Annotated in this window: 14 protein-coding genes; 8 read left to right on the forward strand and 6 right to left on the reverse strand. The window is 72.1% G+C overall.

The genetic code is table 11. From position 1 onward, the window contains the following. Positions 1 to 87 precede the first annotated feature (87 nt). Complete coding sequence (locus tag ACWPQI_RS05550) at positions 88 to 1380, forward strand: nicotinate phosphoribosyltransferase (RefSeq protein ID WP_234420196.1); 1293 nt, start codon at positions 88 to 90, stop codon at positions 1378 to 1380. A 188-nt stretch (positions 1381 to 1568) separates the two neighbouring features. Further along, positions 1569 to 2327 (forward strand): 2OG-Fe dioxygenase family protein, encoded by a 759-nt coding sequence (locus ACWPQI_RS05555; protein WP_474738684.1) that lies wholly within the window; start codon positions 1569 to 1571, stop codon positions 2325 to 2327. Here the strand turns inward: ACWPQI_RS05555 and ACWPQI_RS05560 are convergent. The 4 genes from ACWPQI_RS05560 to ACWPQI_RS05575 form a co-directional block, all read right to left on the reverse strand. Continuing rightward, complete coding sequence (locus ACWPQI_RS05560) at positions 2290 to 3816, reverse strand: MFS transporter (RefSeq protein WP_474738836.1); 1527 nt, start codon at positions 3814 to 3816, stop codon at positions 2290 to 2292. The genes ACWPQI_RS05555 and ACWPQI_RS05560 overlap by 38 nt on opposite strands. Positions 3817 to 4033: 217 nt before the next feature. Beyond that, a complete protein-coding gene (locus ACWPQI_RS05565; RefSeq protein ID WP_017679419.1) occupies positions 4034 to 4729 on the reverse strand; it encodes an alpha/beta hydrolase family protein in 696 nt (231 codons plus the stop codon). After that, positions 4684 to 5739 (reverse strand): tellurite resistance/C4-dicarboxylate transporter family protein, encoded by a 1056-nt coding sequence (locus ACWPQI_RS05570; protein WP_010593055.1) that lies wholly within the window; start codon positions 5737 to 5739, stop codon positions 4684 to 4686. Before ACWPQI_RS05570 ends, ACWPQI_RS05565 begins: the two co-directional genes overlap by 46 nt. 58 nt (positions 5740 to 5797) lie before the next feature. Continuing rightward, on the reverse strand, positions 5798 to 6664 hold the full coding sequence (locus tag ACWPQI_RS05575; RefSeq protein ID WP_010593054.1) for an Fpg/Nei family DNA glycosylase: 867 nt from the start codon (positions 6662 to 6664) through the stop codon (positions 5798 to 5800). 87 nt (positions 6665 to 6751) lie between these two features. Between ACWPQI_RS05575 and ACWPQI_RS05580 the strand changes: the two genes are divergently transcribed. Genes ACWPQI_RS05580 through ACWPQI_RS05590 form a run of 3 tightly spaced genes read left to right on the forward strand, consistent with a single transcriptional unit; the run spans position 6752 to position 8426 of the window. Beyond that, positions 6752 to 7546: a thymidylate synthase gene (locus ACWPQI_RS05580; protein ID WP_010593053.1), complete on the forward strand. Its 795-nt coding sequence runs from the start codon at positions 6752 to 6754 to the stop codon at positions 7544 to 7546. Further along, positions 7543 to 8040 (forward strand): dihydrofolate reductase, encoded by a 498-nt coding sequence (locus tag ACWPQI_RS05585; protein WP_474738685.1) that lies wholly within the window; start codon positions 7543 to 7545, stop codon positions 8038 to 8040. Before ACWPQI_RS05580 ends, ACWPQI_RS05585 begins: the two co-directional genes overlap by 4 nt. Before the next feature lie 59 nt (positions 8041 to 8099). After that, on the forward strand, positions 8100 to 8426 hold the full coding sequence (locus ACWPQI_RS05590) for a cupin domain-containing protein (protein WP_010593051.1): 327 nt from the start codon (positions 8100 to 8102) through the stop codon (positions 8424 to 8426). A 4-nt stretch (positions 8427 to 8430) separates the two neighbouring features. Here ACWPQI_RS05590 and ACWPQI_RS05595 read toward each other — a convergent pair whose 3' ends face one another. Both ACWPQI_RS05595 and ACWPQI_RS05600 read right to left on the reverse strand, forming a co-directional pair. Beyond that, positions 8431 to 9957, reverse strand: a complete 1527-nt coding sequence (locus ACWPQI_RS05595) for a carboxylesterase/lipase family protein (RefSeq protein WP_040274338.1) — start codon at positions 9955 to 9957, stop codon at positions 8431 to 8433. A gap of 39 nt (positions 9958 to 9996) precedes the next feature. Continuing rightward, complete coding sequence (locus ACWPQI_RS05600) at positions 9997 to 11232, reverse strand: hypothetical protein (protein WP_474738686.1); 1236 nt, start codon at positions 11230 to 11232, stop codon at positions 9997 to 9999. Positions 11233 to 11290: 58 nt separating this feature from the next. Here ACWPQI_RS05600 and ACWPQI_RS05605 point away from each other — a divergent pair, with 58 nt between their 5' ends. From ACWPQI_RS05605 to ACWPQI_RS05615, 3 genes are all read left to right on the forward strand, one after another. Continuing rightward, entirely contained in the window at positions 11291 to 11896 is a 606-nt protein-coding gene (locus ACWPQI_RS05605) for a TetR/AcrR family transcriptional regulator (RefSeq protein WP_010593048.1), read from the forward strand. Beyond that, positions 11893 to 13527 (forward strand): acyl-CoA dehydrogenase family protein, encoded by a 1635-nt coding sequence (locus tag ACWPQI_RS05610; protein ID WP_010593047.1) that lies wholly within the window; start codon positions 11893 to 11895, stop codon positions 13525 to 13527. Before ACWPQI_RS05605 ends, ACWPQI_RS05610 begins: the two co-directional genes overlap by 4 nt. A gap of 94 nt (positions 13528 to 13621) precedes the next feature. Then, positions 13622 to 14440 (forward strand): FAD:protein FMN transferase, encoded by an 819-nt coding sequence (locus tag ACWPQI_RS05615; RefSeq protein ID WP_040274347.1) that lies wholly within the window; start codon positions 13622 to 13624, stop codon positions 14438 to 14440. Positions 14441 to 14502: the final 62 nt, after the last annotated feature.

The following is a 14502-nucleotide window of genomic DNA, read 5'->3' on the forward strand; positions in this document are numbered from 1 at the left end:
GAACACACCGGCCCGGACCGGGCTCGGGTGACGGTCGCCGTGCGATTCCCGGGCGCCGCGCTGTTCACCGACCTGTACGAGGTCACGATGGCGCAGGCCTACGCGGTCCGGGGCATGTCGGAGACGGCCGTGTTCGAGACGTTCTTCCGGAAGCTGCCGCCCGGAAGGTCGTACGTGGTGGCCGCCGGCCTGCCCGATGTGCTCGACTTCCTCGAGGCGTTCCGGTTCGAGGACGACGACCTGCGATACCTGCGCGGGCTCGGATTGTTCTCCGACGAGTTCCTCGGACAGCTCGCTGCGGTGCGCTTCACCGGCGACGTGTGGGCGGTGCCGGAGGGCACGGTGGTCTTCCCGAACGAACCGATCGTGCAGGTCGTCGCGCCGATCCTGGAGGCACAGCTCGTCGAGACGTTCGTGCTGAACCGGATCCACCTGCAGAGCGTCCTCGCCAGCAAGGCCGCGCGCATCGTCGAGGCCGCGCAGGGGCGCCCGGTGGTGGATTTCGGCGCACGCCGGGCGCACGGCACGGACGCCGCGCTCGAAGTCGCCCGCGCCGGATACCTCGCGGGAGCCGCCGGAACGTCGAATCTGCTCGCCGCCAGGGAGTACGGGATTCCGGCGTTCGGCACGATGGCGCACAGCTTCGTCCAGGCCTTCGACGACGAGGCCGAGGCCTTCGAGGCGTTCGCCCGGCTGTATCCGGGTACGACGCTGCTGGTCGACACCTACGACACCCTGCGCGGCGTGGACCTCGTCGTCGACCTGGCCGGGAGGCTGGGCGATCGGTTCGACGTGCGCGCGATCCGGCTGGATTCCGGTGATCTCGGTGCCCTGTCGAAGGCCGCGCGCGCCCGGCTCGACGCAGCGGGGCTGCACGACGTCCGGATCTTCGCCTCGTCGGGCCTCGACGAGTACAGCATCGCGGCACTGCTCGACGCCGGTTGCCCCGTCGACGGCTTCGGTGTGGGCACCCACCTGTCGATCGCCCAGGACGCGCCGACCCTCGACATGGCGTACAAGCTGGTCGAGTACGCCGGCGTCGGACGTACGAAGCTGTCGAGCGGCAAGGTGCTCCATCCCGGGCGCAAGCAGGTGTTCCGGCGGACCGACGGCGGCGTATTCGCCGGCGACACCATCGGCCGGCCGGACGAGGACCTCCCGGGTGAGCCGCTGCTGGTGCCCGTCATGAGAGCCGGCCGGCGGCTGCCGCAGTACGACACAGGACTCGACGACGCGCGACGGCGTGCACGGCAGCAGATCGACGCCCTTCCGACGGCGCTTCGTTCCCTCGACGAGGCGGGGGCGCCGTATCCCGTGGCGGTGAGTGCACGGGTGCAGGACGATCTGGATCGGTTGCGCGGTGCTCGGCAGGCTCCCTGACCGGTTGACTGCCGCGGCGGGCGGAGGCCGCTTCCTGGGCAGCTCGCCGTGCCGACGGTGGCGTTCGCGCTCGTCGACCCCATGGGTTTCCTTCGGCGGCTCTTCGGTGGGCAGCGGCGTTGTGGGCAGCGGCGTGGTCTGCACCGGCGACGGTTGCGCTGGGGGCCGTCCTCGCCGATTCTGAGTCGATGACGGTTGCGGGGGGTGCGGAGTCCGGCACGGATCCGGTCGACGCCGCACGGCGTGCGCTCGCCTCCGTGGGTACGTTCCTGATGCCGGCGGCAGACCTGTGGCGATCCCTCGGTGCCGACGCCGATGCGTGGGTCCGGTTCTCCGCGCATTGGGAGGAGCTCGAGCCCGACCCGTACGCGGCAGAACAGGGTGTGCACCGGCTGCGGCGCTACGGCCGATTCCGGTACCGGACGGCCGACGGCGCGCTGGAGCCCGCGGCGCACCGGGACTTCGTCCAGCCGGACGGCTCCAACGTCCTCTACCTCGCCCGGGACCGCCGTTTCGAACCGCTGAGGGCCGCGTTCCTCGAAGATCCGCTGTTCGAGCGCACGGTGAAGCTCGTGGGCCGGATCGCGCCGGTCCTCGACGAAGCTCCCGAATGGACGGTGTGGGTGCATCCGTTCCGCGTGGTCGCCTCGGCCGACAACGAGGGCCGGCCCACACCCGAGGGCGTGCACCGCGACGGTGTCACGCTGGTCGGTTCCCTGTTGATCGGCGTCGACAACGCCGCCGGGGGCGAAAGCTCGGTGGTCGGCCCGGACGGCGAGCGACTCGTGACGACGACCCTGCGCGAACCCGGCACCTTCCTCCTGGGCGACGACCGTTGCACCTGGCACGGTGTTTCGCCGATCCGGCCCGTCGACCCCGGAAAACCGGCGCGGAGGGACGTGCTGGTGGTCACCTTCGCGCCGTCGGCCCCGTGCGGCGGGACATGAGCACGAAGGCCGCCACCGCCACGGCGACGGGCAGGACGCTGACCGTCAGCATGGTGAGGCGCACCGCGTCGGCCAGGTCCGCGCCGAGATCGAGACCGCCCGCCTGCCGGAGCAGGTTCGGGTCGTACCCGGCGCCACCGAGGCTCTGCGCCACCGCGCTACGCGCGGCATCCACGGCCTGCTCGCCCTGGGTCGCCGTCAGCCCGCGTGCCTCGGTGTCGGCCAGCCATTCTCGCTGGAAGAACACGTTGAGAAGCAGCAGGTACACGGTGGGCCCGAACGCATAGCCGGTCATCCCGAAGGCCAGCTGCACGGAAGCCACCGTTCCGGACTGCCCGCTCGGCGCCTGCGAGAGCACCGTCTCGGACACGGAGGTGGAGGTCACCATCGAGCCCAGGTTGTACAGCCACACGGCCGAGACGAGCAACCACAGCGCCATTGCCGGATCGATCGTGCCCGCCATCAGCAGTCCGCCGGCTGCCATGAACAGGAGGCCGACGACCATCACCGGTCTCGGCGAGAACCTCCCCACCAGGCTCCCGGACCAGACCACGAAACCGGCGATCAGCAGCGTGCCGGGGAGGAACAGCAGGCCGACGGTCTCCGGCGACAGCGCGAGCACCACACTGCCGAACTGCCCCAGGACGATGCCGAGCCCGGCCATGAGGAAATTCAGCGTGAAGGTCGCCGCCAGGGCCACGCTGAAGGCCCGGCTTCCGAACAGCGCCAGGTCCAGTGCCGGTACGGGGGTGCGACGTTCGTGGCGAACGAACAGCACGGCGGCGACCACGCTGACAGCCAACGGGAGCCATGTCTGGGGCCGGAGGATGCCGTTCTGCGCGGCTGCCAGCCCGATGACGAGTGCCAGGAGCGCCGTACCGACCAGGACGACGCCGGCCACGTCCAGCCGAGCGCGATGCTGAACGGGCGTCTCCGGGACGAACCTCGCCGTCAGCAGAAGCGAGATCACGGCCAGCAGCGGTGCGACCAGGAACACCACTTGCCAGCCGGCGGCCGCCACCGCCCAGCCCGTCAACGCAGGGAGTACCCCACAGAGAATCATCTCGACGGCCACGAAGACGCCGATGGCCGTCGGCCGCTGCTTGTCCGTCACGGACGTCTTGAGCAGTGCCAGCGGCACTCCGAGCAGCGCCGTCATTCCCAATCCGGCCACGACCCGCATCGCAAGCAGGAAGGCGTAGTGGGGCGAGAGCATGGAGAGCAGATCGGCGACGGTGACGACGACCAGTCCCGACATCAGCAGGCGTCGAAGCCCGAACGCGTCGCCGAGGTTGCCCGCGGCGAGGACGGCTGCGGCCATCACCAGTGTCGCCGTGCCGCCGAGCAATCCGACGAGCTGCGGTGGCACATCGAGGGCACGGCTCACCTGGGGCATGTTCAGGCTCAGCACCAGCGGGTCGACGACCGTGATCGTGAAGGCGAGGGACAGGGCCAGGATGATCGGCAGGGTCCTCGCGGGGGTCTGCAACCGAGACGTAGGCACCGCCCACCTCCCTGCTCCCAGGTCCGACGTGATCGACTCTAACCCCCGGATTCCGCGTCCCGTCGGAGGTTGGAGGGCCGAATCGACTGCCGGACACCGGCTGCAACGGCGGTTCGGCTGGATGCGAGAGACCGCCCCGGCCGTCGTCGGGGAGGATCCACCCGAGACCCGGCCACCGACGCCCCGCCCGCGGTCGGGGGTGCTACGCCCGGGACGCCGTGTCCGAGAGCAGCCCGGACACGGCGTGCACGATCGACGGTGCCGGATCGGTCCTCGACTTGCCGAGGTCGTGGGCCGCGCCCGTCACCGGGAGCAGCACGACGGGCGCTGGGATCAGCGGCACCGCGTCGCGCATCTCGTCCAGGGTGCCGAACGGGTCGCGGTCACCGTGGGCGAACACCGCCGGCACGGCGAGCGCGGGCAGGTGCTCGGTGCGCGCTTTCTCGGGCTTGCCCGGCGGATGCAGCGGATAGGACAGCAGGACGAGCGCGTCCGCGACGCCGGGCCGTTCGGCCGCGAGCATCGACGTCTGCCGGCCGCCGTACGAGACGCCGCCGAGCACGAGTCGGCCGACTGTGCGGGCCCGCATCGCCTCGGCCGCCGCCGCGATCCCGGCCCGGTCCTCCGCGGCCCGCGACGGCTGCGGCGGCCCCTTCGGGCGTCGGCGCCGGAACGGCAGGTCGAAGCGCAACGCGAGGAACCCCGCGTCGGCGAACGCGCCGCACAGCTGCCGCAGGATCGCCGCGTCGCAGTTGCCGCCCGCCCCGTGGGTCAGGGCCACCGCACCGCGCGGAGCGCCGTCGGGGTGATGCAGCACGCCGTGCACCGAATCGTCGTCGAGGGCCTCGGTCGTCACCGGCCCACGGTAGCCGGACGCGGACGCAGCACCGTGCGCCACAGGTGCACGAGCATCGCGGCGAACACCGCCGCCCACACCGTCACGGCCACCCACAGTTCCGTCCGGCCGACGACACCGACCCACGGCAGCTCGTCGGCCTCGGCGAGGTAGATCCCGGCGACGCCGTACATCCCGAGCGGGAACACGATCGACCACAGGCCCGGTTCGTAGCGCAGCCGGATGCGGTGGGTGCGGTGCCGCCACCATCCGGCGGCGACGAGGGCGGGCAGCAGCCACGTCGCGAACGCCCAGAACACCACGACCAGCCCGGCGACGAGTCCGCGGGTGGCGTCGACCATCGGGGCCGACTCCATGGCCACGATGCGGGAACCGGCCACCACGGTGATCGCCGCGGCCCCCATCGACACCCAGTACGACGGCGTGAGGTCCACCGGCCGCAGCGGATACTGCATCATCCGTGCCGCGACGAACACGCCCGCCGCGGCGTAGAGGAACAGGCCCACCGACCACGCGAACACCGCCACCAGCGACAGCGGCCGGCGCAGGTCGTCGTAGACCGGCTCGAGGGTCGCCGCGGCGAGTGCGACCGACTGGGCTGCGACCACCCACACGAACCAGCTGCCGTTGGCCTTGGCGATCACCGGGCGCCGGCGGGTGCCGAGCACCGCCGTCCACGGGATGACGTAGCCGAGCACGAGCCACGTCGCGGCCGCGGCGGCGAGCAGGACCGCGGCCGTCGAGTGCCACCCGTCCATGGTCAGGCGGATCCCCAGCACGTTGCTGCCCGCGACGAACGTGAAGAATCCGAATGCGCGGCTCGCGTCGGTGAGGTCGGTGCGGACCTCGTCGCGGAACCGCACGAGCCGCCACCCGGTCAGCGCGAGCAGGACGACGTAGGCGACGGCAGAGACCAGCAGCAACGCGGCCGACACCGTCGTCAGGCCGTGCAGATGCATGCCGATCGACACGATGCCGGTCGCCATCACGAGCGCGAAGTAGCCGGGGTCGAGCGTGCGGGCGCACCCGCGGAGACCGTCGAGAACCGTCACAGCCGCACGCTACCGCCGGGGTGCCCGTCCGGATCGGCGCGGGTCCGCACGGCACCGCTCACTTGACCAGCCGCGACAGCCGCCGGTCCGCGAGGATCCTGCCGCCGGTCTGACACGTGGGGCAGTACTGGAAGGAGCGCTCGGCGTAGGCGACCTCGCGGACGGTGTCGCCGCACTCCGGGCAGGGCAGCCCGGCGCGGGCGTGGACCCGCATCCCCGACCGCTTCTCGCCTTTGAGCCGTGCGGCGTCCTGCCCCACGGAACGGGTGACGGCGTCGAGCAGCACCGTGCGCATCGCGTCGTACAGCGCCTGTCGTTGCTCTTCGCCGAGCCGGCCCGCCGGCGCGAACGGCGACAGCCGGGCGACGTGCAGGATCTCGTCGGAGTAGGCGTTGCCGATCCCGGCGAGCACCTGCTGGTCGGTGAGGGCGGTCTTCAGGCGTGCGGTGCTGCCGGCCAGTCGCGCGGCCAGCTCGTCGGCGGTGACGGCCAGGGCGTCGGGACCGAGCCGGGCGATGCCGGGCACCTGCTGCGGGCGGTCGACGATCCACACGGCCAGACGTTTGCGGGTGCCGGCCTCGGTGAGGTCGAAGGCGGGGGTGGCGGCCTCGGGGGTGAACAGATGTACCCGCAGCGCGAGTGGGCCGCGGCCCAGCTTCGGCGGGGCCGGCGACGGGTTGTCCTGCCAGCGCAGCCACCCGGCGCGTGAGAGGTGCACGACGAGCCACAGCCCGGCGCAGTCGACCGCGAGGAACTTCCCGAAGCGGGACACGCCGGTGACGTCGCGGCCCTGCAGCGCGGTGACCGGCGGGTCGGCGGTCTGCAGGACGCTGAGCGCCGCCACGTCGATCCGGCCGACGACGGCACCGACGGCGTGCTCGCGCAGGAACACCGCCAGGGCTTCCACCTCGGGCAGCTCGGGCATGGTGCCAGGCTATCGCGCTCGTGCGTGCTTCGGGCTGCCCCGACGACCACAACCACGCACGGGCGATAGCCTGTCGGGGTGACTGCCGTGCCCACCCCGTACGAAGACCTCCTCCGCTTGGTGCTCGAGACCGGCACGCCGAAGGCGGACCGGACGGGCACCGGTACGCGCAGCCTGTTCGGGCACCAGATGCGTTTCGACCTCGCGCAGGGCTTTCCGCTGATCACCACCAAGAAGGTGCACCTGAAGTCGATCGTGTACGAGCTGCTGTGGTTCCTGCGCGGCGACTCGAACGTCAAGTGGCTGCAGGAGCACGGCGTGACCATCTGGGACGAGTGGGCCGACGCCGACGGCGAGCTCGGTCCCGTCTACGGGGTGCAGTGGCGGTCCTGGCCGGCCCCCGACGGCGGGCACATCGACCAGATCACCAAGGCGATCGACACCATCCGCACCGACCCCGACTCGCGGCGCATCGTGGTCTCCGCGTGGAACGTCGGCGAGATCGACAAGATGGCGCTCGCGCCGTGCCACGCGTTCTTCCAGTTCCACGTCGCCGGCGGCAGGCTCAGCTGCCAGCTGTACCAGCGCAGCGCCGACCTGTTCCTCGGCGTGCCGTTCAACATCGCCAGCTATGCGCTGCTCACCCACATGGTCGCTCAGCAGACCGATCTCGAGCCGGGCGAGTTCGTGTGGACGGGCGGGGACTGCCACATCTACGACAACCACGTCGAGCAGGTCACCGAGCAGCTCGCCCGGGAGCCCTATCCGTACCCCACCCTGGAGCTGAACCGGCGCGGGTCGATCTTCGAGTACGAGTACGAGGACGTGCAGGTCACCGGCTACCGGCACCACCCGCCCATCAAGGCCCCGGTCGCGGTATGACGGCGGCGGGGGACGTCGTCCTGATCTGGGCGCAGGACCGCGCCGGGGGCATCGGCCGCGACGGTGCGATCCCGTGGCACATCCCCGAGGACATGGCGCACTTCCGGGCCGCGACGCGGGGAAAGCCGGTGATCATGGGCCGGTTGACGTGGGAGTCGCTGCCGCCGCGCTTCCGGCCGCTGCCGGGCCGGCGCAACATCGTCGTCACCCGCGACCCGGCCTGGTCGGACGCGGGCGCCGAGGTGGCCCACGGGGTGCCGCAGGCCCTGGCGCTCGCCGGGGACGGCGACGTCTGCGTCATAGGTGGCGGACAGATCTACGCGCAGGCCGTACCGCACGCGACGCAGCTGCTCGTCACGGAGGTGGACCTGGACACCGGAGCGGATGCCTTCGCCCCGTCGATCGGTTCCGAGTGGACGGCCGTGGACGTCGGTGAGCGGCAGGAATCCGGCGACGGAATCGGGTTCCGTTTCGTCCGGTACACGCGAACCTGACCGGTGGCGCGTCCGGTGGGCCATACTGCGAGGGCGTACCCCGACCAGGAAGGGCAGCCATGGACAAGCTATCCCTCACGGCTCTGGCGCGACAGCAACTGAAGCTGGCGGCGGCATCGAGCAGCGGCCGCAGCTCGCAGACCATCTTCGGCGGGCACGCCAGGCATCTGCGGCAGACGATGGTCGCGCTGCTCGCCGGACACGAACTCGCCGAGCACGACGGCCCCGGCGAGGGGTCCCTGCAGGTGCTCAGCGGGCGCCTGTCCCTGATCGCCGGGGACGATTCCTGGAAGGGTTCGACCGGCGACTATCTGGTGCTGCCCACCGTCCGGCACAGCGTCACCGCGCTCGAGGACGTCGTGTTCCTGCTGACCGTGGTCAAGTGAGCGCTCACCGCTGCGGCAGCGCCACTCCGCGGTAGCCGCGGTACCCGGCCCAGGCGAGTCGCCGCTCCCGCCACGGGTCGTACTCCACGTGCGTCGGGTCGTCGAAGACGACGGTGGCGCGGTCGTGTTCGTCGTAGCGCGGCCACGACGGCAGCGGCTCTCCCACGTGCGCGAAGTGCAGCCATTGGCGCTGCACCGCGTCGCTCACCGTGCGCAGCGCACGCCGGCCCCCGGCGGCGGTGACCACCCGTCCCAGGGCGGTGTCGGCCTGGCCGAACACGGAGAGCAGTTCGAAGGCGTGGGTGGCGTGGAAGCCGGTCCAGCGCAGCAGCGGCGGCGCGTAGTCGAACCGGTAGCTGTAGGTGGGGGCGTGGCGGGAGTGGGCCTGGGCGATCTCGATCGAGGGATGCCAGAACGTGAGGTCGCCGCCGAGGTCGACGGCCGCCCGGGCGTCCGGATACCCGGGATAGGCCGCGACGACGCGTTCCTGCGCCGTGGGATCGGTGAGCCCGAACATCTGCTCGATGCGGAGTTGATTGGTCGGCAGCGCGTCGAGGACCCGCGGGAACAGCGTCCCCTCCCGGGCATTGGTGCCGATGACGAGCGGAACCCGATGTGCGGCACCGGTTTCGTAGGCCTCGACGGGGGTGGTGGGGAGGTAGTCGCCGTCGACGACGGGACCGAACGCGTGCAGGCCGGGAGTCTCGTGCAGGATGCGCCCGCTGAGCCGCCGGGCGGCACGGCCGAAGTCGACCGGAGTGGCGGACCCGAGTGCCTCGACCGCGGAATCCCGGTCTGCGCCGAGCAGTTCGACGAAACGTCGCGCCCACTCGGCCGCATGCTCGGCGTCGACGACGAGGTTGGGTGCCGAACTCTGGGCGACGGCGCGGGCGAACAGTCCTTCGGCCGCCGGGGTGGCGAGCAGCGTGGTCACGGCATTGCCGCCGGCGGACTCGCCGAAGATCGTGATGTTGTCGGGGTCGCCGCCGAAGGCGGCGATGTTGCGGCGCACCCACGCCAGCGCGGCAACCTGGTCGCGTAGTCCGAGATTGGAGTCGAACGGTCTTTCGGCCGTGGAGAATTCGGTGAAGTCGAGATAGCCGAGGCTGCCGAGCCGGTAGTTGATCGACACGTAGATCAGGTCACCGCGGCGTACCAGCGATTCCCCGCCGTAGAGCGGCAGCGCCGTAGTGCCCAGCGTGTAGGCGCCGCCGTGGATGAACACCATCACCGGTCGGGGTGCCGCGGCGGGGGCCGCGGGTGCCAGCACGTTGAGCGTCAGGCAGTCCTCGCTCGCGGGCTGCTGTTTCCGGAAGCCGATGGTCAGGCCCCGTGGGTGCTGGCTCGCCGCGGCACCGAAGTGCGTGGCGTCGCGCTCGCCGGTCCACGGCTGCACCGGTTGCGGGGCGCGCAGTCGCAGCGGGCCGACCGGAGGAGCTGCGTAGGGGACTCCGCGCCAGGCGAGCAGGTCGCCGATGCGGGTGCCCCGCAGGGCACCGTCGGAAACTGTGACAAGGGTCTCGGCCGCCATGCTCGAACTGTACGTGACGGCCGGTCATAGGTGCCGCGGTTACCAGTGCCGGCCGTGCAGGCCGTGGGCGGCGAGTTCGGCGTCGGTGTGGGCACGCAGGGCGGCCCGGGTGGGGAAGCACTCGTCGTCGAGTGCGACGAGGGCCAGGGTGTAGCGCTCGCCCTGACGGCACAGGTATGCGGCGAGCCGGGTGGACGTCGCGGCCCGGGCGGTCGCGAGACCCGGGTGGACGGCGCGGGTCGCGACGCCGGTGGTGCGGTGCGGCCCGAAGCCGTCGAGCACCGCGGGCAACGGTCCGATATTGGAGCACAGCAGGTCCCGCTCACCGGCCCCGGCGGCGAGGCGCGCGGCGAGCCGGTCGGGCAGCAGTTGCAGCGCCTCGTCCGGCAGGCCGTGCGGGGCCCCCTCCCGGCCGCGGGTGTACGCCGCCCGGGCGTGGTGGCGGATCGACGCCGGGGTATCGGAGGCGTCGACCACCACCTCGGTCATCGTCACCCCGTTGCCGGCGCCGGGGAGCCCGGGCGCGGCGGTGCGGCCGTCGACGGGCACCGCGATCCGCACCGGCCAGTCGAGCCCGGCGCGGTGCGCGACGCCCGTGGCGAGGGCGAGGAAGAGCGAGTTGGGGGTGCCGCCGGCCGTGTCGGCGGCGGTGTCCCAGGCGAGCGCGTCCACGTCGAGCAGTGCCGTCCGCGCCGGTGAGCGGATCGGACGGGGACGCGGGGGCTTGCCGGTCGTGGGGGACCAGCGGGCCCGGCGCAGGCCGCGGGCGACGCGACGGACCAGGCGTGCGGCGTCGCGGAGGTCGGAGACGCGCTCCGGGTCGGACGGACGGATCCGCTCGGCCAGCGCGTCGGCGACGGCGTCGATCAGACCGCGCGCGTCGGCGAGCACGTGCGAGCACACCAGCGAGACGACCGTTCCGCCGCCCTCGACGCGGGTGGCGGTCAGCGCCCAGCCCGGTCCGAGTTCGGGGTCGACGTCCACTTCCGCCTGCTGGTCCGCCCAGGTGAGGACGTCGGTGGTGGGGATCGGCTCGGGTGGGTAGCGCAGCGGGTAGCTGCGCAGGCCCGGCTCGAGCCGGGGGCGGGCGCCCGGGACGTGCGGGCGAACCACGCGGCGGCCGAGGGGGCCGCGGCCGAGTGCGTCGTGCAGCGAGATCAGCAGGGGGGCGCCCACGGTGTCGCCGGTGCGCCACAGTCCCTGCAGTGCGACGGGCAGGCCGAGGCCGCGATGTCTGTACAGGAAGATCTCGTCCACCACGCTGAGCCGGTTCACGGTCCCGACGGTAGCCGCCGTCCTTGACCCAAGCTGTGAATCGAGGTTCAATTCTTTCGTGGCCTACCGCCGGACCCCCGCCGTGCAGCAGCGGCTCGACGCGCAACGCGAGGCGATCGCCGACGCCGCCGTGAGCCTGCTGTCCGAGCGCGGCTACCAGGGACTGTCCATCGCGGCGGTCGCCGAGCGCGCCGGCGTCGCCACCGGCAGCGTCTACCGGCACTACGCCGACAAGTCCGAACTGATGGTGCGCATCTTCCGCAGCCTGTGCGGCCGGGAGGTCGACGCCGTCGTCGCGGCCGCCGACGCGGCCCGGCCGGACGGTGCGGCCGCACAGGTGGCCGCCGTCGTCGAGACCTTCGCCCGCCGCGCCCTGCGCAACCCCACCCTCGCCTACGCCCTGCTCGCCGAACCCGTCGACGCGGCCGTCGACGCCGAACGCCTGGTGCTGCGCCGCGCCTTCGCGGCGGCGTTCGAGGACGCCCTGCGCCGCGGTGTCGACTCGGGCGATCTCACCTCTCGCAACCCGGCGCTGTCCGCCGCCGCCCTCGTCGGGGCGGTCGGCGAGGTTCTCACCGGCCCGCTGCAGTCCGGCGTGGCCGCCACCGACACCGTCCCCGAACTCGTCGCATTCGCCCTACGCGCACTAGGAGCCCGGCCATGACCGAATCACCCACGTTTCCCGCCACCCACGAGGTGTTCAACCAGGTGCCCGACCTCGTGCCGTACCAGGCGGCCGACGACGCGGCACTGCTCGAGGGCCTGCGCCGCGAAGGAGCCGCCTGGGCCGAGGACGAAGTCCGGGAGATCGGCGCGCTCGCCGGAGGGACGCGTGCGCAGGAATGGGGCAGGCTCGTCGACGAGTACCCGCCCGTGCTGCACACCCACGATCGCTACGGGCACCGCGTCGACGAGGTGGAGTTCCATCCGCACTGGCACGACCTCATGACGGTGGCCGTCGAGCACGGCATGCACGCGGCACCGTGGCGCGACCCCCGGGCCGGGGCGCACGTCGCCCGGGCCGCCAAGTTCTACGTGTGGGGCCAGGCCGAAGCGGGACACATGTGCCCGATCTCCATGACGTACGCGGTGATACCGGCGCTGCGGCACAATCCCGAACTCGCCGCGACGTACGAGCCGCTGCTCACCGCCCCGCACTACGACTTCGGGCTCCGGGAACCGTCCACCAAGCGCGGCCTGATCGCCGGCATGTCCATGACCGAGAAGCAGGGCGGATCGGACGTGCGGGCCAACACGACGACCGCGACCCCTCAGGCGGACGGCAGTTACCGCATCGTCGGACACAAGTGGTTCACCTCCGCACCGATGTCGGACATGTTCCTCACGCTGGCGCAGACCACCAGCGGCCTCTCGTGCTTCCTGCTGCCGTGGGTGCTTCCCGACGGCAGCCGCAACCGCATCCGCATCCAGCGGCTCAAGGACAAGCTCGGGAACAAGTCGAACGCGTCCTCCGAGATCGAGTACGAGGGCGCAACCGGCTGGCTCGTCGGCGCGGAGGGCCGCGGCGTCAACACCATCATCGAGATGGTGAACATGACGCGCCTGGACTGCGTGATCGGCTCGGCGACCGGAATGCGCGCGGCGACGCTGCGCGCCGTCCACCACGCCCGCCACCGGAAGGCGTTCGGCGCCCTGCTCGTCGACCAGCCGCTCATGCGGAACGTGCTCGCCGACCTGATCGTCGAGTCGGAAGCCGCGACGACCATGATGATGCGGCTGGCCGGTGCGACGGACCGCGCATCGACGGATCCGCAGGAGGCGGCGCTGCGCCGCATCGCCCTCGCGGTCACCAAGTACTGGGTGTGCAAGCGCGCCCCCGCCCACGCCGCGGAGGCCCTCGAATGCCTCGGCGGCAACGGCTACGCCGAGGAATCCGGGATGCCGCGGCTGTACCGCGAGGCACCGCTCATGTCGATCTGGGAGGGCTCGGGCAATGTCGCCGCCCTCGACGCGCTACGGGCGATGGTCAAGCAGCCCGAGACCGTGGACGCGTTCTTCGCCGAGGTACGCCTGGCCGAGGGCGCCGACTCCCGGCTCGACGACGCCGTGGCGCGCGTCGGCAAGGAACTCGCCGATCTCGAGAACGTCGAGTACCGGGCCCGCCGGATCGTGGAACTGATGGCGCTGGTCCTGCAGGGTGCACAGCTCGTGCGGCACGGGCATCCGGCCGTCGCGGACGCCTTCTGCGCCACCCGGCTGGGCGACGACTGGGGCATCGCCCTGGGGACCATGCCCACCGGCGTGGACACCGCGGCGATCCTCGCGCGCGTCTGATCTGCGGCGATCCCTGCGCGACCCGGACCTGCGACGATCCACAGGGCATACTGGAGGTAACGACAACGATCGTCGAGCGAGCCCGGAGCCCCTCATGATCAGAAGCAGCGAATGGCGGGAATGGGGGGTCCCGGTGACGGTGGCCGTCACCGAGTACGCCGTCCTGGCGGAGGCCGAAACGCGGGTGCGCGCCGCGATCGCGGAATCCGAGGCGGCGTGCAACCCGCAGCGCGGCGACGCGGAGATCCACGAGGTCAACCTCGCCCAGGGCATTCCCGTCCAGGTCAGCCCGCGGCTGTCGGCGTTGCTGCGCTCGGCGCTCTGGGTCGCCCGGATGACCGACGGGACGGTGAGTCCCTTGGCGGCCGACGACGCAGGGATCGACGAGGACGCCACCCCGCCCATCCATCCGCTCCCCGACTACAGCGACATCCACCTCGACGGCGAGACCGTGCTGGCCCCGTTCGGCGTCAACCTCGACATCACCGAGACGGCCAGGGCCGACACCGCGGATCGGGCCGCCGCGACCGTGGCCCGCAGCCTCGAATGCGGTGTCCTGGTGCGGATGGGCGACGTGACGGCCACCGCCGGTCACAGTCCCGCCGGCGGGTGGCAGGTGTCCGTCCCCGGCGCCGGGACCGTCGAGCTCCCGGCCGGAAGCGCCATAGCGACGCGCGTGCGCGAGGAATCCGACGCAGAGCAGGACGGCGGGAACGACGTCTCCGGACGGTGGGCACAGGTCACCGTCATCGCCGAGGACGCGTTGTGGGCCGACGCCGCCGCCGCGGCAGCTCTGCGCCGCGGAGCGCCCGCGGTGCGGTGGCTCGAGCAGTACGACCTGGCCGCCCGCCTCGTCGACGGCGGCGACCGGGTGCACACGACCCGCCGCTGGTCCCGCCCGCACGCCGCCTGAGCGGCAGAGCTTGCGCCCGAATCGGCGGGCTTGCCCCGGTTTCCGCAGTCGGAAACCGGTGC

The organism is Rhodococcus sp. LMD (assembly GCF_056108245.1).